Here is a 22,465-nt window from a genome sequence, read left to right on the forward strand (position 1 = left end):
GCCCACTCCTCAGCGCAGCTTGGGGTCGAGGGCGTCGCGTACCGCGTCGCCGAGCATGATGAACGCGAGCACGGTCAGGCTCAGCGCGCCCGCCGGCCAGAGCAGCATGTGCGGGGCGTTGCGGATCTGCGAGGCCGCGTTGGAGATGTCGATGCCCCAGGAGACGGTGGGCGGGCGCAGGCCGACGCCGAGGAAGGACAGGGTGGCCTCCAGGGCGATGTACGTACCCAGGGCGATGGTGGCGACGACGATGACGGGTGCGACGGCGTTGGGCGCGACGTGCCGCAGCAGCATCCGGCCGTTGCCGGCGCCGAGGGCCCGGGCGGCCTGGACGTAGTCGTTCTGTCTGGCGGTGATGACGGAGCCGCGGCCGATGCGGGCGATCTGCGGCCAGCCGAGCAGCACGATGAAGCCGACGACCGGCCAGACGGTGGTGCTGGTGACCACGGACAGGAAGACCAGGCCGCCGAGGACGACGGGGATGCCGAAGAAGATGTCCGCGACCCGGGAGAGCAGCGAGTCGCCCCAGCCGCCGAAGAACCCGGCGAGCCCGCCGAGCACCGAGCCGAGCAGGGCGGCGCCGAGGGTGGCGCAGACGCCGACGGTGATGGAGGCGCGGGCTCCGTAGACGGTGCGGGTGTAGACGTCGCAGCCCTGGGTGTCGTAGCCGAAGGGGTGGCCGGGCGAGGAACCCTGCTGGGACTTGGACAGGTCGCACTGGAGCGGGTCGCCGCTCGCGATGAGCTGCGGCCAGATCGAGATGATCACGAGGAACAGGATCATCAGCGAGGAGATGACGAAGACGGGGTTGCGGCGCAGCTGGTGCCAGGCGTCGGACCACAGGGAGCGGGGCTTCTCGCCCGGGCCGGTGGGCGCGTCGCCCAGCTTCTTCTCGAGACTCTCGGCTTCCTCGAGCGCGAGGTCTATGGGCCCGCCCAGGCCGGTGGGCGCGATGGCCTCCCCCTCTCCGGGCTGCAGCGGGTCGAAGACGGGCTCGTTGCGCTCAGGCATAACGGATCCTCGGGTCCAGGACCGCGTAGAACAGGTCGACGAGCAGGTTGGCCAGCAGGAAGACGATGACGAGGATGGTCACGAAGCCGACGACCGTCGGGGAGTTGTTGCGCAGGATGCCCTGGTAGAGCTGGTACCCGACGCCGTGGATGTTGAAGATCCGCTCGGTGACGATGGCGCCGCCCATCAGGGCGCCGATGTCGGTGCCGATGAAGGTGACGACGGGGATGAGCGAGTTGCGCAGCAGGTGGCGGGTGACGACCCGGCGGCGCGGCAGGCCCTTGGCGACGGCGGTGCGCACGTAGTCGGCCTTGACGTTCTCGGCGATGGAGGTGCGCGAGAGCCGGGTGACGTAGGCGAGGGAGACCAGCGCGAGCACGATGCCGGGCAGGATCAGCTCGTTGATGGGGGCGTCCGGGGAGACGGTGGGCCGGACCCAGCCCCATTTGACGCCGAAGAGGTACTGGAGCACATAGCCCGTCACGAACGTCGGCACGGAGATGACGACGAGGGTGAGCACCAGCACGCTCGTGTCCACGGACTTGCCCCGGCGCAGCCCGCTGATCACGCCCAGGGTGATGCCGACGACGATCTCGAAGAAGATCGCGACCATGGTCAGGCGCAGGGTGACGGGGAAGGCCGAGGCCATCAGCTCGGTGACGGGCTGGCCGTTGAAGGCCGTGCCGAAGTCGCCCTGGAAGATCTGGCCCATGTAGTGGAGGTACTGCTCCCACAGCGGGCGGTCGAGGTAGAGGTCCTTGCGGATGCGCGCGGCGGTGGCGGGGTCGGGCGCCTTGTCGCCGAAGAGGGCCGCGACCGGGTCGCCGAGCGCGTACACCATGAAGAAGATCAGGAACGTGCTGCCGATGAACACCGGGATCATCTGGAGCAGCCGCCGGATCACATAACGTCCCATGGACTGCTCCAGGATCGATCCGACGGAGGGTCAGCTGACCTTGATCTCGTTGTAGACGGGGACGCTGAACTGGTTGAGCGCCACGTCCGTGAGCCGCTCGGCGTAGCCGGCGCTGCCGTTCTGGTACCAGAGCGGGATGGACGGCATCTGCGCGACGAGGATCTTCTCGGCGTCCTGGAACTTCACGATGGCCTTGGCCGCGTCGCTCTCCTGGTTGGCCTCGTCGACGAGCTTGTCGAAGTCCGGGTTGCTGAACTTGCCGTAGTTGGAGGAGGCGCCGGTGTAGTAGAGCGGCTGGAGGAAGTTCTGGATCAGCGGGTAGTCGGCCTGCCAGCCGGAGCGGAAGGGGCCGGTCAGCTTGAAGGAGCTCTGCTGGTTACGGAAGTCGGCGAACGTGCCGATGGGGTTCACCGTGCAGACCGGACCCTCGCCGAGCGCGTTGTTGATGCTGTTGCAGACGGCGTCCATCCAGTCGCGGTGCGAGCCGGTGTCCACGTTGGACGTCAGCGTGACCTTGCCGCCGGGGAGCCCGCCGGAGTCCTGGATGAGCTTCTTGGCGGCGGCCGGGTCGTACTTGCAGGCGTCGCCGCAGAGCGTGGCGCTGAAGCCGCCCTTCTCGCCGAGGGCAGGGGAGGTCCAGTCCTTGGCCGGGGTGCGGGTCTCGCGGAAGATCTGCTTGGTGATCTCGTCGCGGTTGATCGCCATGGAGATGCCGCGGCGGACGTTCTCCATGCCCTCCTTGCTCCACTGCGGGTCGTACAGCGGGAAGGTGAGGGTCTGGATGATGAGGGCCGGCTGGTTGATGTACCGGTCGCCGAGGTCGTTCTTGACGTTCTTCAGCTGCTGCGCGGGGACGTCGTCGACGAGGTCGAGGTTGCCGGAGATCAGGTCCGTGTAGGCGGTGTTGTTGTCGGTGTAGACCTTGAGGTCGACGCCGCCGTTCTGCGCCTTGTCATCGCCCGGGTAGCCGGCCCAGGTGCGCAGCTTCATGCCGGTGCCCTTGGTGTACGAGTCCACCGTGTACGGGCCGTTGCCGATCGGCTTGTTCAGCCAGCCGGCGTGGTCGGTGAAGAAGGCCTTGGGCAGCGGGGAGAAGGCCTGGTAGCCGAGGGTCTCGGGCCACGTGGAGAACTTGTTCTTCAGGGCGACCGTGAAGGTCTTGGGGTCCTTGACCACCAGCCCTGACATCGTCTTGGCCTTGGGCTCGCCGGACGCCGGGTGGACGTCCGCGTAGCCGACGATGTCGGAGAAGAACGGGGAGTTGTTCTGCTTGTTGCGCACGTCCGCGCCGTAGTTCCAGGCGTCCACGAAGGACTGCGCGGTGACCGGCTCGTCGTTGCTGAACTTCCAGCCGTCCTTCAGCGTGACGGTGAAGTGCTGGCTGTCGGTGGTCTCGATCTTCTCGGCGAGCATGTTGTTGGCCTCGCCGGTCTTCGGGTCGTACCGCTTGAGGCCCCGGAAGAGCATGTCGAGGACCTTGCCGCCCTGCACCTCGTTGGTGTTGGCCGGCTCCAGTGGGTTCTGCGGGTCACCCCAGGAGGAGCTGACGATCCCCGCGTCACCGCCTCCGCCGCCGCTCTCGCCGCCGCCGCAGCCCGTCGCCGCGAGGACGACGGCCACCGCGCATGCGGCCCACTGGGCTTGGATGGCTCCACGCATGGAGTGCCTCCTGTGACTCCTTCCCCCGGACGGATCCGGGGGACTTCTCACTCGGTTCCGTGGAACCTCGCGACGGCCAAGCCCTGACCGCTGCCCGAGGGCAGGGCCACAGCGTACCCGCCAATGTCACCCCATGTGCCGCTCCGTGCGCTCCCGGTGAACTCGATTGCACCCCTGCGTCTCGCGCCTGTCACCCGCACGGGTGCAAACTCAGCTCCCAGGTGTCCACCGCGTAGTGCAGGCCCATGTCGTGCGCCTCGTAGAGCGCCAGTGCGCCGGTCTCGTTGTGGACGTCCACGCCGAGGCCGACGGTGTCCCGGCCGCGGGCCGCGTAGGCGGCGAAGCCGTGGCGCAGCAGGAAGCCACCGATGCCGCGGCTGCGCAGGTCCGCGCGGACGCCGATGTGGCTGAGCCAGCCCATGCCGGTGCGGTCGTCGCGGCTCAGCAGGACGCCCACGTCGCCCGCGCCGGGCAGGCTCGCGATCCAGACCAGCGACCAGTCGAGCCGGCGGGCGTCGAGATGGTCCAGCCATGCCTCGTACGGGCGCTCCACATGGCCGAAGTGGGCCGCGAAGGTCTCCTCCACCAGGGCGTGGGCCCGGCGGCGGTCGGCCTCGTCGGCGGCGCAGTCGCGCAGGACGAGCCCCTCGGGCGGGGCGGGAGGCAGGTCGGCGGCCGGCGCGAGGGCTCGGGTCATCACCTGGTAGCGGCGTACGGTGCGGTAGCCGCGGCCGGGCAGCAGGTCCGCGTCGAGGGTGGGCTTCACGTTGAGCTGGAGCCGTAGAACGGCCTCCCCCGCGCCGGCGGTGAGCTCGCGGGCCCGGACCTCCATCAGCTCCAGCAGCCGGACGGCGGCCTCGCGGTGGCCGGGCAGGACGTAGTGGTCGGAGTCGACCCTGCCGGGACCGGAGTCAGCCCAGACCAGGGCGTACGCGACGAGCCGGCCGCCCTCGAAGGCCAGCCAGGAGTCCTTCGCGAGGTCGACGTCGGGGTGGTGGAGATCGGCCTCGACGGTCCCGATGTCGGTCTCCGGTCTGCCGATCTCGAAGACGTCGACGGCATTGAGCAGGGCGCAGATGTCGGACGCGTCCCCGGGCCCTGCGGGCCGTACGGCCGGCGTGCGCCGGCCTCGGCGGTCGTACGGTGTCTCGGCCATCCGGACACTGTCCCCTCGGCAGCGGCGTGCCCGCAACTGCCTTTCGGCGCGCTGCCCTACGCAAGGGGGCGGGCGCAGGGACCCGTACGCAAGGGCGCCCGGGCCGGAAGAATCCGGTCCGGGCGCCCTTCACTGCATACGGCGGTGCGGGATCAGACGGCCAGGATGGCCTTCTCCTCCGCGAAGTGGCACGCCGACTCGTGCGCGGCCGGGGTGTTCACACCCTGGAAGCGCGTCGGGATCGCCAGCAGCGGCTCCTCCGTGGCGCACCGGTCCTCGGCCTTCCAGCAGCGGGTGCGGAAGCGGCAGCCCGAGGGCGGGTTGGCCGGGGAGGGGACGTCACCGGTGAGGATGATCCGCTCGCGGCCCTCGCGGGCCTGCGGGTCGGGAACCGGGACGGCCGACAGCAGCGCCTGGGTGTAGGGGTGCGTCGGGTGCTCGTAGATCTGGGCGTCGCTGCCGATCTCGGCCATCTTGCCCAGGTACATGACGCCGACGCGGTCCGAGATGTGCCGGACGATCGACAGGTCGTGCGCGATGAAGACGTAGGACAGGTCGAACTCGTCCTGGAGCTTCTCCATCAGGTTGATGACCTGCGCCTGCACCGACACGTCGAGCGCGGAGACCGGCTCGTCGCAGATGATGATCTCCGGGTTGAGCGCGAGGCCGCGGGCGATGCCGATGCGCTGGCGCTGGCCGCCGGAGAACTGGTGCGGGTACCGGTTGATGTACTCCGGGTTGAGGCCCACGACGTCCAGGAGCTCCTGGACCTTGCGGCGCCGGTCACCCTTCGGAGCCACCTCGGGGTGGATGTCGAAGGGCTCCCCGATGATGTCGCCGACCGTCATGCGCGGGTTCAGCGAGGTGTACGGGTCCTGGAACACCATCTGGATGTTGCGGCGGACGGCCTTGAGGGCCCTGCCCGACAGCTTGGTGATGTCCTGGCCCTTGTAGAAGACCTCGCCGGCGGTGGCCTTCTCCAGGCTCATCAGCAGCTTGGCGACGGTGGACTTGCCACAGCCGGACTCACCGACGATGCCGAGGGTCTCGCCCCGGTACAGGTCGAAGGAGACCCCGTCGACCGCCTTGACCGCGCCGACCTGCTTCTTGAACAGGATGCCCTGGGTCAGCGGGAAGTGCTTGACCAGGTTGCGGACCTGGAGGATCGGCTCTCGCTCGGTGGCGTTCTTGGTGAGCTCAGCCATGGATCTGCTCCTTCCAGAAGTGGCACGCGCTGCCGCGGCCGGGCAGCTCGGTGCCGTCCTGCTCGGTCACCGGGTGCAGGACCGGCACGTCGGTGCGGCAGATGTCCTGCGCCTTGGGGCAGCGCGGGTTGAAGGCGCAGCCCGACGGGATGTTCAGCAGGTTGGGCGGCAGGCCCTTGATCGCGTAGAGCTCCTGGCCCTTCTGGTCCAGGCGCGGGATCGAGTCGAGCAGACCGCGGGTGTACGGGTGCGCGGGGCGGCTGTAGATGTCGTGGACCGGGGCGGTCTCGACGATCCGGCCGCCGTACATGACGGCGATCTTGTCCGCGACGTCGGCGACGACGCCGAGGTCGTGGGTGATCAGGATCAGGCCCATGTTCATCTCGCGCTGGAGCTCCGCGAGCAGGTCCATGACCTGGGCCTGGACCGTCACGTCGAGAGCCGTGGTCGGCTCGTCGGCGATGATCAGGTCCGGCTCGAGGGCCATCGCCATGGCGATCATGATGCGCTGGCGCATACCGCCGGAGAACTGGTGCGGGTAGTCGCCCACGCGCTCCTTGGCGGCGGGGATCTTCACGCGGTCCATGAGCTCGATGGCCTTGGCCGTGGCGTCCTTCTTGGACATCCCGCGGTGGACGCGGAACATCTCGCCGAGCTGGGCGCCGACGGTGTGCACCGGGTTCAGCGAGGACAGCGCGTCCTGGAAGATCATGGCGATCTTCGAACCGCGGATCTTGCGGTACTCCTCGGACGGGAGCTTGAGCAGGTCCGTGCCCTGGAAGAGGATCTCACCGCCCGCGATCTTGCCGGGCGGCATGTCGAGGATGCCCATGATGGCCTGCGCCGTCACGGACTTGCCCGAGCCGGACTCGCCGAGGACCGCGAGGGTCTCGCCGGCGTTCACGGAGTACGAGACACCGTTGACGGCCTTGGCGACACCGTCGCGGGTGTGGAACTCGACGTGCAGGTCGCGCACTTCGAGCAGGGGGGTCCCCTCCGGCGCCGAGCGCGGCGCGGGGACGTTCGAGGTCTTGTCGATGATGGTCAACGTACGCCCTTCCTCAGCGCAGCTTCGGGTCGAGGGCGTCGCGCACCGCGTCGCCGACCATGATGAACGCGAGCACAGTGACGCTCAGCGCAGCGGCCGGGAAGAGGAGCACGTGCGGGGCCTGCAGCCAGCGGACGGATGCGTCGCTGACCATGAGGCCCCAGGAGATCTCCGGGGGCTGGACACCGATACCGAGGTACGACAGGGCCGCCTCGGCGGAGATGTACACACCCAGGCTGATCGCGCCGACCACGATGACGGGGGCGATGGCGTTCGGCAGGATGTGCCGAACAGTGATGCGCAGGGTGCCGGCGCCGAGGGCGCGGGCGGCGACCACGTAGTCGTTGTTCTTGTTCTGCAGCACCGAGGACCGCATGATGCGGAAGATCTGCGGCCAGCCGAGGATCGCGAGCACCAGGGAGACCGTCCAGGCGTTGCCCGGCAGGGCGGACATGATCAGCATGCCGCCGAGCAGGAGCGGGATCGCGAAGAAGATCTCGGTGAAGCGGGACAGGAAGCTGTCCAGCATGCCGCCGGCCCAGCCGGCCAGCAGGCCGAGCGCACCGCCGACGACGACGACCAGCGTGGTGGTGACGATGCCGACGATCACCGAGTTGCGGGCCGCCCACACCGTACGGGTGTAGACGTCGCAGCCCTGGATGTCGTAGCCGAACCAGTGGTCCCCGCTCGGCTTCTTGAGCGAGTTCTGCAGGGTGCAGGCGGTGGCGTCGAACGGGCTGCCGTCGGTGAACCACTGCGGGAACGCGGAGATGACCAGCATGCAGACGACGAGGAACCCACCGATCAGGAAGACCGGGTTGCGGCGCAGGTCGCTCAGGGCGTCGGACCAGAGGCTGGCCTCGCGGTCCTTCTTCTTCTTTCCGCCGTCCTTGACCGCGGCGCCGGCGGAGGTGGCTCCGGCGAGCTGGGTGTCGGTCATCGAGTCCTCCACCGTAGTTGTGTCACGCATAGCGGATCCTCGGGTCGAGCACGGCGTAGAGCAGGTCCACGAGCAGGTTGCCGATCAGGTAGACGAGGACGAGGATCGTCACACCGCCGACCACGACCGCACCCTGCTTGAGGTACACGGACTGGGCGAGCAGGCCGCCGACTCCGTGGATGTTGAAGATCCGCTCGGTGATGACCGCACCACCCATGAGGGAGCCGAGGTCGGCGCCCAGGAAGGTGATGATCGGGATGAGGGCGTTGCGCAGCGCGTGGTTCACGACGACGCGGCGGCGGGGCAGGCCCTTCGCGGTCGCAGTGCGGACGTAGTCGGCGCGCATCGTCTCCATCAGGCTGGTGCGCGTCAGGCGGGCCACGTACGCGAGGGACGTGGAGGCCAGGACGAACGCCGGCAGGAGGTAGGCGCGGATCCCGTCGTTCTCGTTGAAGGAGACGGGGAAGAAGTCGATGCCCCAGTTGGTCTTCAGCTGCACGCCGAGCGTCAGCTGCAGCACGAAGCCGGTGACGAAGACGGGGATGGAGATGACCATCAGCGTGGAGATGAGCACCAGCTGGTCGAGGAACTTGCCGCGGCGCAGGGCGGCCATGACACCGGCCAGCACGCCGACGGCGGCCTCGATGACGAAGGCGACGAGGGCGAGGTTCACCGTGTACGGGAACGCCTCGGAGAACAGGTCGAGGACCTTGCGGCCGGTGAGGGTCTCACCGAGGTCGCCCTGGAACACACCGGAGATGTAGTTCCAGTACTGCAGCAGGAACGGGTCGTCGAGGTGGTACTTGGCACGCAGCATCGCCGTGACGAGCGGGTCTGCCTTCTTCTCGCCGGCGAGCAGCTGGATCGGGTCAGCGCCCGGCATGGCGAACGTCAGCGCGTAGATCAGGAACGTGGCACCGATCAGTACAGGGATCGCCTGTATGAGTCGGCGGATGAGGTAGCGGCCCATCAGACCTCCAACGAAGAACAGGGGGAAAGGGCGGGCAGACGGAAACCTGATTCCGCCTGCCCGCCCCCGGGATCCCCTTAGTGAAGAGGGGTGTTAGTTGAGCTCGACGTTCGCCAGGTCCATGCGGCCCTGTGCGTCGACCTCGACGTTCTTCACGGTCTTGGAGTAGGCCGAAGAAGACATGTACGTGAAGACCGGGATGTACGGCAGGTCCTTGATGATCATGTCATCGGCTTCCTGGTACAGCTTCAGGCCCTGAGCGGCGTCGGTGGCCTTGTCGGCCTCGGCGAGCTTCGCCTCGAACGCCTCGTTCACGTAGTGGCCGTAGTTGGAGCCGTTCTCGATCGCGACCTTCGAGAAGATCGGACGGAGGTAGTTCTCCGCGGCCGGGTAGTCCATCGACCAGGCCATGCGGAAGGCGCCCTTGTACTTCGAGGCACCCAGGTCGTCCAGCAGGTCGCCGAACTTGGCGTACGGCTTGGCGGTGACCTCGATGCCGAGGTTCGCCTTCAGCTGGTTGGCGACGGCCTCGATCCACTCCTTGTGGCCGCCGTCGGCGTTGTAGCCGAGCTCGATCTTGTTGCCCGGAACACCGCCCGCCTGGGTGTAGAGCTCCTTGGCCTTGGTCGGGTTGTAGGTCCCGGCCTCGCCCAGCGCGCCCTTGCGGTAGCCCGGGATGATCGGGCTGATGAAGTCGTCGGCCGGCTTGCGGGTGCCGTTGAAGATGGTCTTCGTGATGGCGTCCCGGTCGATGGCCATGGAGATGGCCTTGCGGATCTCCACCTTGCCGAACGCCTCGGGGTTCTGCTCCAGCGGGAGACCGATGTAGCCGACGCCGGACTCGGGCTTGTAGATGTAGCGGTCGCCGAACTCCTGGGAGACGGTGGCCATCGCCGAGATCGGGAGCTTGTCGACGATCTGGATGGTGTCGGCGCGCAGGTCGTTGTACGCCGTGTCCAGGTTGTCGTAGACCTTGAAGGTGACGCCGTCGAGCTTGGCGCGGCCCTCGGCCGGGTACTTGTCGTACTTCTTGATCTTGATCTGCTTGTTGTGCTCCCAGGCGCCGTCCATCTGGAACGGACCGTTGCCGATCGGAGCCTCGCCGAACTTCTTCGGGTCGGCCTCGAACGCCTTGGGCAGCGGGTAGAAGGCGTTGTAGCCCAGCATGGTCTTGAACTGGGAGAACGGGTCCTTCAGGGTGACGGTGAAGGTCTTCTCGTCGACGACCTTCAGGCCCTTGAGCTCCTTGGCCGTGGGCTTCTTGTCCTTGCCCGGCGCGAGCTCCTCGGAGCCCTCGATCTTCGAGAAGAACGGCAGACCCTCGGCCGCGTTGTCCTGGTTGGCGCCCCAGTTCCAGGCACGGACGAAGGACGCAGCGTCGACCTTCTCACCGTTGTGGAAGGTGAAGCCGTCCTTGATCTTGATCGTCCACGTCTTCGAGTCCGTGGTGTCGATGGCCTCGGCGACCGCGAGCTTCGGCTCGTTGGTCTTGTTGTCGTAGTCGACCAGGCCCTTGAAGAGCGCGTTGAGGACCTCAGCGCCTTCGGACTCGGCGGTGTTCTGACCCACCAGGCCGTGCTGCGGCTCGCCGAGCACCACGGTGATGTTGCCGCCGGACTTGCCGGCGTTCGAGTCCTTGCTGGTGCTGCATGCGGTGGCGGCCATCGCCACGATGACGGCACCCGCGACCCACTTGGCGCTCGTTGCTCCGCGCATGGGTAATTGCCTCCTCAGGAGTCACGATAGATACGTGAAGGACCCGGCCTCGCTGACACCCCTGACAGCGAAATCCGGCCCCATCGTGTGTGCTCGTGAGTCGACGCTCCCCACAGCGTGTGACCCATTGACCCGAGCTCAATGGAGCCATCCTCAGGGACCGCCAGACCGTAAACCACACTTAAGTGGTCTCGTTTTCACAACATCACCCCCTGGCGAAAACCCGAAATCCGGACAAACGGATAGGAGACAGACACGTGCGAAACGGACGGTTAGCTCATCTTCCGGAGTGTCACGGTCGGAATGCGGACACCTGAACGCAACAATCCGGTTGACAAACGCGAACAGCCCCTCCCGCCACAGACAACTGTGGGGAAGGGGCTGCTCGTTGGAACGGTGCCCTAGGGGCGTCCGGGAACTACCGCACTACTTGCCGGACTTGGCGCGCGACGCGGTGCGCGAGCGCTCCTTCTGGTCCAGGACGACCTTGCGGATGCGGACGGCCTCCGGGGTCACCTCGACGCACTCGTCGTCGCGGCAGAACTCCAGGGACTGCTCCAGGGAGAGCTTGCGGGGCGGCACCACGTTCTCGGTGTTGTCCGCGGAAGCCGCACGCATGTTGGTGAGCTTCTTCTCCTTGGTGATGTTCACGTCCATGTCGTCGGAGCGCGAGTTCTCGCCGACGATCATGCCCTCGTACACCTCGGTGCCGGGGTCGGTGAACAGGACGCCGCGCTCCTGCAGGTTGATCATCGCGAACGGCGTGACCGAACCCGAGCGGTCCGCGACCAGCGAACCGTTGTTACGGGTGGTCAGCGTGCCGAACCACGGCTCGTGGCCCTCGTGGATCGAGTGGGCGATACCCGTACCGCGGGTGTTCGTCAGGAACTCCGTACGGAAGCCGATGAGGCCGCGCGACGGGACGACGAACTCCATGCGGACCCAGCCGGAGCCGTGGTTCGACATGTTGTCCATGCGGCCCTTGCGGACGCCCATGAGCTGCGTGACCGCGCCCATGTGCTCCTCGGGGACGTCGACCGTCATGCGCTCGACCGGCTCGTGCACCTTGCCGTCGATCTCCTGCGTGACCACCTGCGGCTTGCCGATGGTCAGCTCGAAGCCCTCGCGGCGCATCTGCTCGACCAGGATGGCGAGCGCGAGCTCACCACGGCCCTGGACCTCCCAGGCGTCCGGACGCTCGGTGTCCAGGACGCGGAGCGAGACGTTGCCGACCAGCTCGCGGTCCAGACGGTCCTTGACCTGGCGGGCGGTGACCTTGCGGTCCTTGACCGCGGACTTGGCCTCCGCGCCCTTGCCGCTGCCGCCGCGGCCGACCATCGGGGAGGTGTTCGTACCGATGGTCATCGAGATCGCCGGCTCGTCCACCGAGATCAGCGGAAGCGCGATCGGGTTCTCCGGGTCGGCCAGGGTCTCGCCGATCATGATGTCGGGGATACCGGCGACGGCGCAGATGTCACCGGGGCCCGCCACCTCGGCCGGCTTGCGGGTGAGCGCCTCGGTCATCATCAGCTCGGTGATGCGGACGTTCGACATGGTGCCGTCACGCTTGATCCACGCGACGGTCTGGCCCTTGCGCAGCTCGCCCTGCTCGACGCGGAGCAGCGCGATACGGCCGAGGAAGTTGTCGGCGTCCAGGTTGGTGACGTGGGCCTGGAGGGGGGCCTCCTCGTCGTACACCGGGGCGGGGACGTGCTCCAGGATGGTGGAGAAGAACGGCTCCAGGCTGTCGCTGTCCGGGGGGACGGTGCCGTCCTCCGGCTTGGTCAGCGAGGCGACGCCGTCACGGCCGCAGGCGTAGACGATCGGGAACTCGATCTGCTCCTCGGTGGCGTCCAGGTCCAGGAAGAGGTCGTACGTGTCGTTGACGACCTCGTCGATCCGGGAGTCCGGCCGGTCCGTCTTGTTGATGCAGAGGATGACCGGCATGTTCGCCTGCAGGGCCTTGCGCAGGACGAAGCGGGTCTGGGGCAGCGGACCCTCGGAGGCGTCCACCAGCAGAACGACGGCGTCCACCATCGACAGACCGCGCTCGACCTCACCACCGAAGTCGGCGTGGCCGGGGGTGTCGATGATGTTGATCGTGATCGGGGCCCCGCCGTCCTTGGGGTGATACTTCACCGCCGTGTTCTTGGCGAGGATCGTGATGCCCTTCTCACGCTCCAGGTCGTTCGAGTCCATCATGCGGTCGTCGAGGTGCTGGTGGGCGGCGAAGGCACCGGCCTGCTTGAGCATGGCATCGACGATGGTCGTCTTGCCATGGTCGACGTGGGCGACGATGGCGACGTTACGGATGTCGTGGCGCGTGGGCACTTCGGCGCTTCTCCCGGGATCGTGGATGGCGTCGCGTACGGTCCGGCACGCGCGCCTCGACCGGGCGGAAAACCTGCCACGGCCTTACCCCATCGTACGTCGCGTGGCGGGAACCGCTCGCCGGGGGGTCTGTCAAGAGGCCGGACGACTGAGAAGGGCCGGGTGTGGGGTGGGGTGTCCCGGCCATGGATCCTGCGGGTTTGCTGCGGGTCAACAGGCGTGGTCAATGGGTGTGACACGACCTTGCCCGCCGGAGATCCGGCGGGCAAGCGACTTGAGTCACATCTGAGCTTGTGAGCCGAAGCTCAATCTGTCTGGCCCCGTTTTGTCACTTCTTCTTCTCCTGCTTTTCCTTGGCGGCTTGAGCCTTCTTCCAGCCGATGTCCTGGAAACGGGGGGTGCCGAGGCCGAAGGCGCCGGCATTGGCCAGGTTCGACTTGGCGGCCACCAGCTCGGGGCGCTGGTACAGCGGGATGGAGCCGACGGCGGCCCAGATCCGGGCGTCGGCCTTGCGCATCAGCTCGCGCGAGGCCTCCTCGTCGAGCTCGCCGAGCGCCTGGTCGAAGAGCTGGTCGATGTGGTCGGTGCCGACCCGTGTGTAGTTCTGTTCGACGAGGAGCGAGCCGTCGGCGGCCGGCTCCGGCTTGGCGAAGATGGGGCGGGCGTCGGTGGCCGGGTAGGCCGTCGCCGGCCAGGAGTAGAGCGCCAGGTCGTACTGGCCCGAGGCGACGTGGTCCTTGAAGAAGCTCTCGTCGGCCACCTTCGTCAGCTCGGTGTGCACGCCGACCTTCTGGAGCATCTGGGCGATCCGCTCGCCGACCGTGCGCAGGGCCTCGGAGCCGGGGCCGGCCGGGAGGACGAAGCGCAGGGAGAGCGCCTTGCCGTCCTTGGCCAGCATGTTTCCGGAATTGCGGGTCTGCTTGACCGGGGCCGGCGCCGGGCTGGGGCTGCTCCCGACCCTGCCGGGCTCGGGGGCGGCGCCGTCGCGGGCCGGGCCGCTCTTGGCGTCGCCGGCGGAGTCTGCGGCCTCTGCCGGGTCCGCCGGGTCGGGGGCGTCGGCGCCGAGGGCTTCGGCCTGGGCGAGGAGGGCGGCCCGCTGCTCGTCCGCGAACGGGGCCGCGGCCAGGACCGGGGAGAGGCGCCCGCCCTGGGCGAGGGGGCCGTTCCCGGCGCCCTCGTCGCCCTGGTCGCCCTGGTCGCCCTGGTCGCCCTGCGCGAACGTTTCCGCGTCCGTCTTGATCGCGGACCTGACCGCCGGGAGCCCCCGGTCCAGGCTGTCGCCGTTGCGCTCGTCGGTCTCGCCCACGATGTAGAGGCCGTCGTTCCCGGTGCCCGGACCCGACGGGGTCTTCGAGTCGTCCTGGCCGTCCTCCGCGTTCTCGGAGCCGGCCTTCGCGCCCACCGGCTCGGTGAGCTTGCCGCCCCGGCGCCAGCCCGCGTCCGCGAGCAGGGCCTCGGCCGCGTGGATGTCCTTGCCGCCGAGCGCCTCGCTGTTGTCCGCGTACGCCCGCTGCCCGGCCAGCGCCACGTGGCTGCCGACCGGCTTCGCCGGCAGGCCCAGGGGCTTCAGTACGATCTCGGCCAATTCCTTGCGGTCCAGGGCCCGGGCCACCGCCCGCCGGACCCGCTCGTCGGCCAGCGGGCCGGCGGACCCGTTCAGGGCGAGCTGGGTGTAGGCCGGCTCCAGGGACTTGCGGACCGTGAAGGTGCGCAGGGCCGACTGCTCGTCGGCGTAGTTCTTCGCCGCCTCGGCGTTCTGCGCCCGGTTCTCCCGCTCCGTCGCCGCCTTGCCCTCGTCGGCTCCGTACGCGATCGCCCACGACAGCGTGGCCTCGGCCGGGGTCACGGAGGCGTCCGGTGCGTGCGCCGGGGCTCCGCCCGAACCCGGGGTACTCGCCGCGTCCCGGCCGGCCAGCGCGATCCGGTCGGCGCCGGCACGGTCGATCTCCGCCAGGTCGACCTTCCCGGCGGCCAGCGCGGCCGGGCGCTGGGCCCGCGGCACGGCGGTCAGGACCAGCGTGTCCAGCTTGGCCGGCCGGCCCCACCAGCGGGCGTTGCGGGTCAGCGCGGCGGTGCCGGTCTTCTTGTCGATCGCCCCGAGGTTGAAGGGTCCGGCGGTGACCTTGAGGGTGCCGCGGGCGCCCTCGTTGAAGGCGTCCGGGGTGCCGGTGACCTGCTTGGGGTAGAGCGGGGAGAACAGGGAGCGCCAGTCGGTGTACGGCTTGGCGAAGGTGACCTTGACCTCGAGGTCGGTCTTGCCGCGCTCGATCTTCTCGATCCGGTCGTATCCGGCGTTGCGGGCCGTCCAGTAGGCGGAGTCCTTGCCGTTCAGGGCCCGCCACTGCGCCACGAAGTCGGCGGCGCCGATCTCGCGCCCGTCGCTCCACACCGCCTGCTGGTTCAGCTTGTACAGGACGACCTGCTTGGGCTCGCGCTCGACGACCTGGGCCTTCTCCAGGTAGTCCGGGTTGGCCACCGGCCGGCCCTTGTCGTCCAGCGTGAACAGCTGGGGCAGCACCGCCCCGGCGATCCGGTTGGTGGTGGCGTCCGCATCGGCCTGGAAGGTGTTCAGGGTGTCCGGGAGGCTGTCCACGGCCCAGCGCAGCACCCCGCCGTCGGCGACCTTGTCGCGGGTCGTGGCCGCGATGTCCTGGCCGGCGGCCACGGGGCCGCCCTCGTCGTCACCAGCGCCGCAGCCCGCGAGCAGCGGCAGTGCGAGGACTCCCGAGGTCAGGAGCGCCAAGGACCTGCGCCTTCTCTGGGACATGGGTGGTACCTCCGGGGCGGGGCGTGAAAGGGGGCAGCTTGATCACGTTTGGCGGTATATGGAGCTGATCACACTGGGTGTCGCAACACACTGAAATCCACAGCCCGCCGCACCTCTCGCAGCCGACCCTCGCCACGCCGCGAACCCCACCCGTGCGGACCAATCCCACTTGCGTCACGGACGGGCGTTCCCTCGTAAGAGGGATCAAAATGGGGGCAGGGAGGGGCGCACAGATTGCGCCTGCGCGCCCGCAATCGCTGCACGTCCCTTCACAACGGGGGACGGGAGGCGGGACACTCGCAGGCGCACATGAGCGTTGCCACCGCAACCAGCGGAAGTGAGGGCAAGTCATGTCCCTGCAAGATGATTTGACCGCCGTACGACGCAACCTGAACGAGCTGGTCCGCTCGGTCGAGCGGCTCGAGAAGGACATCGCCCGGCAGGCCCCGGACACCCCGCGGGCCCCACGCCAGGAGGGGATGGTCTCCGTTCCGGACGCCCCGTACGACAGCTCGCTGTGGAAGGACGCCGACGACGAGGGTCTCGGCGCCCGCGACCGCCGGGCACCCTGACCCTGGCGTACGCGGCCCCGCACCCCGCACACGCCGGCACCCCGCACCCCACCAGGCCCAGCCGTCCGCGGCTGGGCCTCGTGGGTCATCCGTCATCACTCCACCCGGAGTCCCCTTTGGCCACAGGCACGGAACCACCCCGGCAGCTGACCGGCGTCCACGACGCCTCCCGGGCCGCGATCGCCGCCCGGCACCTGCGCACCGACCGGTGGTGGCTGGCCCCCGCCGTCACCGCGGCCGGACTGCTCGCCTTCATCGTCTACTCGACGTGGCGGGCCTTCGCCAACGCCGACTACTACGCGGCCCCGTACGTCTCGCCGTTCTATTCCCCGTGTCTCGCGGAGAACTGCCAGGAGATGCGCGGCGGCCCCAACCTGGACCTGTTCGGCAGCTGGTGGGGCCTCTCCCCCGCCCTGCTGATCCTGATCTTCCCGCTCGGCTTCCGGCTGACCTGCTACTACTACCGCAAGGCGTACTACCGGGGCTTCTGGGCCTCGCCGCCCGCCTGCGCCGTCGCCGAGCCGCACGCGAAGTACACCGGCGAGACCCGCTTCCCGCTGATCCTCCAGAACATCCACCGGTACTTCTTCTACGCGGCGCTGCCGGTCGCGGGCATCCTCACGTACGACACGGCGCTGACCTTCCGCGACGAGCACTACGAGTGGGGCCACATGGGCCTCGGGACGCTGCTGTTCCTCGTCAACATCGCGCTGATCTGGGCTTACACGCTGTCCTGCCACTCCTGCCGGCACATCATGGGCGGCCGTCTGCGGCACTTCTCCAAGCACCCGGTGCGCTACCGGCTGTGGGGCTGGATCAGCCGGCTCAACACCCGCCACATGCAGCTCGCGTGGGCCTCGCTCATCAGCGTCGCCCTGTGCGACTTCTACGTGTACCTGCTGGCCGGCGGCGCCTTCACGGATCCGAGGTTCTTCTGACATGGCTCAAGTCGACCGGCAGCAGTGGGACGTGGTCGTGGTCGGTGCGGGCGGCGCCGGGCTGCGGGCCGCGATCGAGGCGCGCGAGCGGGGCGCCCGTACGGCCGTGATCTGCAAGTCCCTGTTCGGCAAGGCCCATACGGTGATGGCGGAGGGCGGGATCGCCGCCTCCATGGGCAACGTCAACGAGGGTGACAACTGGCAGGTGCACTTCCGCGACACCATGCGCGGCGGGAAGTTCCTGAACCAGTGGCGGATGGCGGAACTCCACGCGAAGGAGGCCCCGGACCGGGTCTGGGAGCTGGAGACCTGGGGCGCGCTCTTCGACCGCACCCCGGACGGGAAGATCTCCCAGCGCAACTTCGGCGGGCACGAGTACCCGCGCCTCGCGCACGTGGGCGACCGGACCGGCCTGGAGCTGATCCGCACCCTCCAGCAGAAGATCGTCCAGCTCCAGCAGGAGGACTTCAAGGAGTTCGGGGACTACGAGGCCCGGCTCAAGGTCTTCCAGGAGTGCACGGTCACCCGGGTTCTGAAGGATCGCAGTTCGAAGGATCAGGAGAAGGTCTCGGGGGCCTTCTGCTACGAGCGCGAGTCCGGCCGGTTCTTCGTCCTGGAGGCCCCGGCGGTGGTCCTGGCCACGGGCGGGATCGGCAAGTCCTTCAAGACGACGTCCAACTCCTGGGAGTACACGGGCGACGGCCACGCGCTGGCGCTGCTCGCGGGCGCGCCCCTGCTGAACATGGAGTTCGTGCAGTTCCACCCGACCGGCATGGTCTGGCCGCCCTCGGTCAAGGGCATCCTCGTCACCGAGTCGGTGCGCGGCGACGGCGGGGTGCTGCGCAACAGCGAGGGCAAGCGGTTCATGTTCGACTACGTCCCGGACGTCTTCAAGGAGAAGTACGCGGAGTCCGAGGAGGAGGGCGACCGCTGGTACGAGGACCCGGACCACAACCGGCGTCCGCCCGAGCTGCTCCCCCGCGACGAGGTGGCCCGGGCCATCAACTCCGAGGTCAAGGCGGGCCGCGGCTCCCCGCACGGCGGGGTCTTCCTCGACGTGTCCACCCGGATGCCGGCCGAGCGGATCAAACGGCGGCTGCCCTCCATGTACCACCAGTTCAAGGAGCTGGCGGACGTGGACATCACCGCCGAGCCGATGGAGGTCGGCCCGACCTGCCACTACGTGATGGGCGGGATCGCGGTCGACTCCGACACCGCGGCCACGGTCGGGGTCCCGGGGCTGTTCGCGGCGGGCGAGGTCGCGGGCGGCATGCACGGCTCGAACCGGCTGGGCGGGAACTCCCTGTCCGACCTGCTGGTGTTCGGCCGACGGGCCGGGCTGCACGCCGCCGAGTACGCCACCGGCCTCGCCGAGGCGCTGCCCGCGGTCTCCCAGGCGGAGATCGACGCGGCGGCGGCGGAGGCGCTGGCCCCGTTCCACGCCGCCGACGGCGCGGAGAACCCGTACACGCTCCACCAGGAGCTCCAGACGACCATGAACGACCTGGTCGGGATCATCCGCCGCGAGGGCGAGATGGCCGAGGCCCTGCGGAAGCTGGCGGGCCTGCGCGTACGGGCGGCCCGGGCCGGGGTCGAGGGGCACCGGCAGTTCAACCCGGGCTGGCACCTCGCCCTGGACCTGCGGAACATGCTGCTGGTCAGCGAGTGCGTGGCCCGCGCGGCCCTCGAGCGCACCGAGAGCCGCGGCGGGCACACCCGGGAGGACTGCCCGGCGATGGAGCGCGAGTGGCGCCCCGTGAACCTGCTGTGCCGTCCGGTCGACCCGCCCCCGGCGGATCCCTCGGCCGACCGGATCGCCCTCGTCCGCACCCGTACCGAACCCGTCCGCCCCGACCTGCTCGCGCTCTTCGAGAAGGACGAGCTGGTCAAGTACCTCGCCGAAGAGGAGCTCTACTCATGAGTGCGTACGACGCGAGCTTCCGGATCTGGCGGGGCGACGCGGAAGGCGGGGAACTGCGGGACTTCACCGTCGAGGTGCACGACGGCGAGGTCGTCCTGGACATCGTCCACCGTCTCCAGGCCACCCAGGCCTCGGACCTGGCGGTGCGCTGGAACTGCAAGGCGGGCAAGTGCGGTTCGTGCAGTGCGGAGATCAACGGCCGGCCACGGCTGATGTGCATGACGCGCATGTCGACCTTCGACCGGGCCGAAACGATCACGGTCACGCCGTTGCGCGCCTTCCCGGTCGTCCGGGACCTGGTCACGGACGTGTCGTTCAACTACCGCAAGGCCCGCGAGGTCCCGGCCTTCGTGCCGCCGGAAGGGGTGGCTCCGGGGGCGTACCGGATGCAGCAGGTGGACGTGGACCGCTCTCAGGAGTTCAGGAAGTGCATCGAGTGCTTCCTGTGCCAGGACACCTGCCACGTGGTGCGCGACCACGAGGAGAACAAGCAGGCGTTCGCCGGTCCGCGCTTCCTGATGCGGGTGGCGGAGCTGGACATGCACCCGCTGGACGCGGCGGCGGAGGCGGGCCTGGACCGCAAGCGCACGGCCCAGGAGGAGCACGGGCTCGGCTACTGCAACATCACCAAGTGCTGTACGGAGGTCTGCCCCGAGGGCATCAAGATCACCGACAATGCGCTGATCCCGCTGAAGGAGCGGGCGGTGGACCGCAAGTACGACCCGCTGGTATGGCTGGGCAACAAGATCCGCAGGCGTGCTGACCTGTAGCGCCCCCGGCCGTTCACTTCGCAGGACACAATGCCCCCTGGGAAAACGTCGCATGACGTGATGTCAGAGGGCTTTGCGGTGCGGGTGGGGGATCAGCTGGCCGGCCGGTACCGGCTGGACCAGCGGCTGGGCCAGGGCGGCATGGGCGAGGTGTGGCGCGGGCACGACCTGTCGCTGGACCGGTCCGTGGCGGTCAAGCCCTCACCCTCACCCTCGACGACGTCCTCCTGGTCGCCGACCACCTCGTCGTCTCCCGCCCCAGCCTCTCGGCTCAAGCCTTGCCCTGACCCGGCCCCGACCACCCCTCGCCGCCCGGGCCGCTCACCCCGGGCCGGGGGCCGTGCGGGGACGATCCCCGGGTGCGGCGCGGGTAATGCGCCCATACGCTCCCAAATGTGATGCCGTCGAGGAGCAGGGCGAAGAGACGCACCGCCGCCGGGATATCCGTACGGGCCGGGCTCGTGCTGGCCGCCGCGCTGCTGGGGCTCGGCGGGTGGGGGGTGGCCGGGGCGCCGGCCGCTCGGGCCGACGATCCCGTCACCCTGTCCCAGCAGGGGCAGATCACCGACCGCGTGGGCGCCCTCGGCGACCGGAAGGCCGCCGTCACGGCCGCATTGGACAAGCTGTACGCCGACCATCGCATCCAGCTCTTCGTGACGTACGTGCACGATTTCTCCGGGCGCTCCGCCCAGAGCTGGGCGGACGCCACCGCGCAGAAGAACGGCCTCGGCCAGGACGACGTGCTGCTGGCGGTGGCGACCGGGGCGCGCCAGTACGCCTATTCGGCCGATGTCGACTCCGGGTTCACCCAGGAGCAGCTCGCGGACGTCGCCCGTACGGCCATCGAGCCCGCGCTGAAGCAGAACGACTGGGCGGGCGCCGCGATCGGCGCCGCCGACGGGTACGGGGCCGTGCTCGCCGGGAAGCCCGTACCCGTGCCCGCCGTCACGCCCGGCGTGGCGAACCCCGGCGGCGGCGCGGGCGAGGGCAACGGGGCCGGGGACTACGTGCTCCCGGTGGTCGTCGTCGGCGCGGCCGGCGCCCTCGGGGCGTACGCGTACAGCCGCCGCAAGCGCAAGGCCGGCTGGGCCGGCAGCACGACGGGCTGGGGCGAGCAGCCCGCGACCACGACCGCCCTGCCGCTGCCCGAGCTGGACGGCAAGGCCAAGGCCCTGCTGGTGGAGACCGACGACGCGATCCGTACCAGCACCGAGGAGCTCGGCTTCGCCTCCGCGCAGTTCGGCGACGCAGCGGTCGGCACGTTCACCGAGGCCTTGGCCTTCGCGCAGAGCGAGCTGACGGCCGCGTTCCGGCTGCGCCAGCAGCTCGACGACGCATATCCCGAGGACGACCCCACCCGGCGGCGGATGCTCGACGAGATCGTGGCCCGCTGTACGGAGGCGAACCGGCGGCTCGACGCCGAGTCGGCGGACTTCGACCGGCTGCGGGACCTGGAGAAGAACGCCCCGCAGGCCGTGGCGACGGTGGAGGCGCACTTCCGGGCCCTGACGGGCCGTACGACGACGGCCGAGGCCACCCTGACCGCGCTGGCCGGGCACTACGCGGACTCGGCGTCCGCGCCCGTGGCCTCCAACGCCGAACAGGCCAAGGACCGGCTGCTGTTCGCGACGACCAGCCTCGGCGAGGCCCGGGCGGCGATCGAAGCGGGCGACAACGGGAAGGCGGCCGTGCACGTACGGGCCGCCGAGGGCGCGGTGGACCAGGCGGCGACGCTGGTCGACGCGGTGGAGCGGCGGGCGCAGGAGCTGGCGGAGGCCGCCGGGAAGCTGCCCGGGGCGCTCACGGAGACGGACACCGACCTCGCCGATGCCCGCGGCCTGCTGACCGGCACCGCGGAAGGGGCCTCCACGGCGGATCTGCGCGGGCGCATCGGCCGGGCGGAGGCGGTCCTGGCCGACGTACGGCGGGCGCAGGAGGCCGGCCGGTACGACCCGATCGATGCCCTGCGCCGGGTCGAGGAGGCCGATGCCGTCCTCGACGAGGCGCTGGCCGGGGCCCGGGAGCGCGAGGCGGGCAGCCGGCGGGCGGCCGCCCTGCTGGACCAGGCGGTGCTCTCGGCGCGCAGCGCGATCGGCGCGGCGGCGGACTACATCACCACGAGCCGGGGCGCGGTCGGCAGCCAGGCCCGCACCCGGCTGGCGGAGGCGCAGCGGCGCATGGAGCGGTCGGCGGCCCTCGCGGGCCCGGACCCGGCGGCGGCGCTGGCGGAGGCGCAGCAGGCGGACGGCCTGGCGCGGCAGGCGCAGCAGCTGGCCGAGCAGGACGTACGGGCGTACCAGGACCCGTACGGCGGCGGCGGGCAGCGGCAGCAGGGCGGCGGCATGGGCGGCGCGGTCCTCGGCGGGATCATCCTGGGCGAGATCCTGCGCGGCGGCCGCGGCGGCGGGGGCTTCGGCGGGGGCTTCGGCGGCGGGGGCTTCGGGGGCGGCGGACCGGGCCCCGGCTCCTTCGGCGGCGGCGGCACCCGTGGCCGCATGGGCGGCGGCGGTCGCTTCTGATCCACTCTCCCTCACCCCGTGAAAGG

16 protein-coding genes are annotated in these 22,465 nt (G+C 69.6%); 5 read left to right on the forward strand and 11 right to left on the reverse strand.

Annotation, left to right across the window (positions count from 1 at the left end; translation table 11 throughout):
* Positions 1–9: 9 nt before the first annotated feature.
* The 11 genes from AB0M76_RS11255 to AB0M76_RS11305 form a co-directional block, all read right to left on the reverse strand.
* Positions 10–1,011, reverse strand: coding sequence for an ABC transporter permease (locus AB0M76_RS11255; RefSeq protein ID WP_365952606.1), 1,002 nt, complete (start codon positions 1,009–1,011; stop codon positions 10–12).
* The gene (locus AB0M76_RS11260; RefSeq protein ID WP_365952607.1) at positions 1,004–1,927 is read right to left on the reverse strand and encodes an ABC transporter permease; all 924 of its coding nucleotides are present in this window, start codon (positions 1,925–1,927) and stop codon (positions 1,004–1,006) included. The genes AB0M76_RS11255 and AB0M76_RS11260 overlap by 8 nt, the downstream gene beginning before the upstream one ends.
* 30 nt (positions 1,928–1,957) lie before the next feature.
* Complete coding sequence (locus AB0M76_RS11265) at positions 1,958–3,586, reverse strand: ABC transporter substrate-binding protein (protein ID WP_365952609.1); 1,629 nt, start codon at positions 3,584–3,586, stop codon at positions 1,958–1,960.
* Positions 3,587–3,776: 190 nt separating this feature from the next.
* Complete coding sequence (locus AB0M76_RS11270) at positions 3,777–4,742, reverse strand: GNAT family N-acetyltransferase (RefSeq protein ID WP_365952610.1); 966 nt, start codon at positions 4,740–4,742, stop codon at positions 3,777–3,779.
* A 152-nt stretch (positions 4,743–4,894) separates the two neighbouring features.
* The gene (locus AB0M76_RS11275) at positions 4,895–5,947 is read right to left on the reverse strand and encodes a dipeptide ABC transporter ATP-binding protein (RefSeq protein ID WP_266664121.1); all 1,053 of its coding nucleotides are present in this window, start codon (positions 5,945–5,947) and stop codon (positions 4,895–4,897) included.
* A complete protein-coding gene (locus AB0M76_RS11280) occupies positions 5,940–6,995 on the reverse strand; it encodes an ABC transporter ATP-binding protein (RefSeq protein WP_365952611.1) in 1,056 nt (351 codons plus the stop codon). Before AB0M76_RS11280 ends, AB0M76_RS11275 begins: the two co-directional genes overlap by 8 nt.
* A gap of 13 nt (positions 6,996–7,008) precedes the next feature.
* Complete coding sequence (locus tag AB0M76_RS11285) at positions 7,009–7,965, reverse strand: ABC transporter permease (RefSeq protein WP_365952612.1); 957 nt, start codon at positions 7,963–7,965, stop codon at positions 7,009–7,011.
* Complete coding sequence (locus AB0M76_RS11290) at positions 7,958–8,905, reverse strand: ABC transporter permease (protein ID WP_365952613.1); 948 nt, start codon at positions 8,903–8,905, stop codon at positions 7,958–7,960. The genes AB0M76_RS11285 and AB0M76_RS11290 overlap by 8 nt, the downstream gene beginning before the upstream one ends.
* A gap of 93 nt (positions 8,906–8,998) precedes the next feature.
* Positions 8,999–10,621: an ABC transporter substrate-binding protein gene (locus tag AB0M76_RS11295; protein WP_365952614.1), complete on the reverse strand. Its 1,623-nt coding sequence runs from the start codon at positions 10,619–10,621 to the stop codon at positions 8,999–9,001.
* Positions 10,622–11,047: 426 nt separating this feature from the next.
* Positions 11,048–12,952: a translational GTPase TypA gene (typA, locus tag AB0M76_RS11300; RefSeq protein ID WP_365952615.1), complete on the reverse strand. Its 1,905-nt coding sequence runs from the start codon at positions 12,950–12,952 to the stop codon at positions 11,048–11,050.
* Positions 12,953–13,280: 328 nt separating this feature from the next.
* A complete protein-coding gene (locus tag AB0M76_RS11305; RefSeq protein WP_365952616.1) occupies positions 13,281–15,719 on the reverse strand; it encodes an ABC transporter family substrate-binding protein in 2,439 nt (812 codons plus the stop codon).
* Between the two features lie 350 nt (positions 15,720–16,069).
* Between AB0M76_RS11305 and AB0M76_RS11310 the strand changes: the two genes are divergently transcribed.
* The 5 genes from AB0M76_RS11310 (at position 16,070) to AB0M76_RS11330 (ending at position 22,439) form a co-directional block, all read left to right on the forward strand.
* Positions 16,070–16,291, forward strand: a complete 222-nt coding sequence (locus AB0M76_RS11310; protein WP_365952617.1) for a hypothetical protein — start codon at positions 16,070–16,072, stop codon at positions 16,289–16,291.
* 116 nt (positions 16,292–16,407) lie between these two features.
* Positions 16,408–17,229 (forward strand): hypothetical protein, encoded by an 822-nt coding sequence (locus AB0M76_RS11315; RefSeq protein ID WP_328620391.1) that lies wholly within the window; start codon positions 16,408–16,410, stop codon positions 17,227–17,229.
* 1 nt (position 17,230) lies between these two features.
* Complete coding sequence (locus AB0M76_RS11320; RefSeq protein ID WP_365952618.1) at positions 17,231–19,150, forward strand: fumarate reductase/succinate dehydrogenase flavoprotein subunit; 1,920 nt, start codon at positions 17,231–17,233, stop codon at positions 19,148–19,150.
* The gene (locus AB0M76_RS11325; RefSeq protein WP_266996866.1) at positions 19,147–19,920 is read left to right on the forward strand and encodes a succinate dehydrogenase/fumarate reductase iron-sulfur subunit; all 774 of its coding nucleotides are present in this window, start codon (positions 19,147–19,149) and stop codon (positions 19,918–19,920) included. Before AB0M76_RS11320 ends, AB0M76_RS11325 begins: the two co-directional genes overlap by 4 nt.
* Before the next feature lie 398 nt (positions 19,921–20,318).
* On the forward strand, positions 20,319–22,439 hold the full coding sequence (locus AB0M76_RS11330) for a TPM domain-containing protein (RefSeq protein ID WP_365952769.1): 2,121 nt from the start codon (positions 20,319–20,321) through the stop codon (positions 22,437–22,439).
* Positions 22,440–22,465: the final 26 nt, after the last annotated feature.

Origin of the sequence: Streptomyces sp. NPDC051364 (genome assembly GCF_040682115.1) — a bacterium.
Lineage (GTDB): Bacteria > Actinomycetota > Actinomycetes > Streptomycetales > Streptomycetaceae > Streptomyces.

Excerpts from the sequence above, each read along its gene's own strand:
- AB0M76_RS11310 (WP_365952617.1), top strand. The coding sequence starts at position 16,070 with ATGTCCCTGCAAGATGATTTGACCGCCGTACGACGCAACCTGAACGAG.
- AB0M76_RS11255 (WP_365952606.1), bottom strand. The coding sequence starts at position 1,011 with ATGCCTGAGCGCAACGAGCCCGTCTTCGACCCGCTGCAGCCCGGAGAG.
- AB0M76_RS11320 (WP_365952618.1), top strand. The coding sequence starts at position 17,231 with ATGGCTCAAGTCGACCGGCAGCAGTGGGACGTGGTCGTGGTCGGTGCG.
- AB0M76_RS11275 (WP_266664121.1), bottom strand. The coding sequence starts at position 5,947 with ATGGCTGAGCTCACCAAGAACGCCACCGAGCGAGAGCCGATCCTCCAG.
- AB0M76_RS11305 (WP_365952616.1), bottom strand. The coding sequence starts at position 15,719 with ATGTCCCAGAGAAGGCGCAGGTCCTTGGCGCTCCTGACCTCGGGAGTC.
- AB0M76_RS11260 (WP_365952607.1), bottom strand. The coding sequence starts at position 1,927 with ATGGGACGTTATGTGATCCGGCGGCTGCTCCAGATGATCCCGGTGTTC.
- AB0M76_RS11265 (WP_365952609.1), bottom strand. The coding sequence starts at position 3,586 with ATGCGTGGAGCCATCCAAGCCCAGTGGGCCGCATGCGCGGTGGCCGTC.
- AB0M76_RS11290 (WP_365952613.1), bottom strand. The coding sequence starts at position 8,905 with ATGGGCCGCTACCTCATCCGCCGACTCATACAGGCGATCCCTGTACTG.
- AB0M76_RS11330 (WP_365952769.1), top strand. The coding sequence starts at position 20,319 with ATGCCGTCGAGGAGCAGGGCGAAGAGACGCACCGCCGCCGGGATATCC.
- AB0M76_RS11285 (WP_365952612.1), bottom strand. The coding sequence starts at position 7,965 with ATGCGTGACACAACTACGGTGGAGGACTCGATGACCGACACCCAGCTC.
- AB0M76_RS11325 (WP_266996866.1), top strand. The coding sequence starts at position 19,147 with ATGAGTGCGTACGACGCGAGCTTCCGGATCTGGCGGGGCGACGCGGAA.
- AB0M76_RS11295 (WP_365952614.1), bottom strand. The coding sequence starts at position 10,621 with ATGCGCGGAGCAACGAGCGCCAAGTGGGTCGCGGGTGCCGTCATCGTG.
- AB0M76_RS11270 (WP_365952610.1), bottom strand. The coding sequence starts at position 4,742 with ATGGCCGAGACACCGTACGACCGCCGAGGCCGGCGCACGCCGGCCGTA.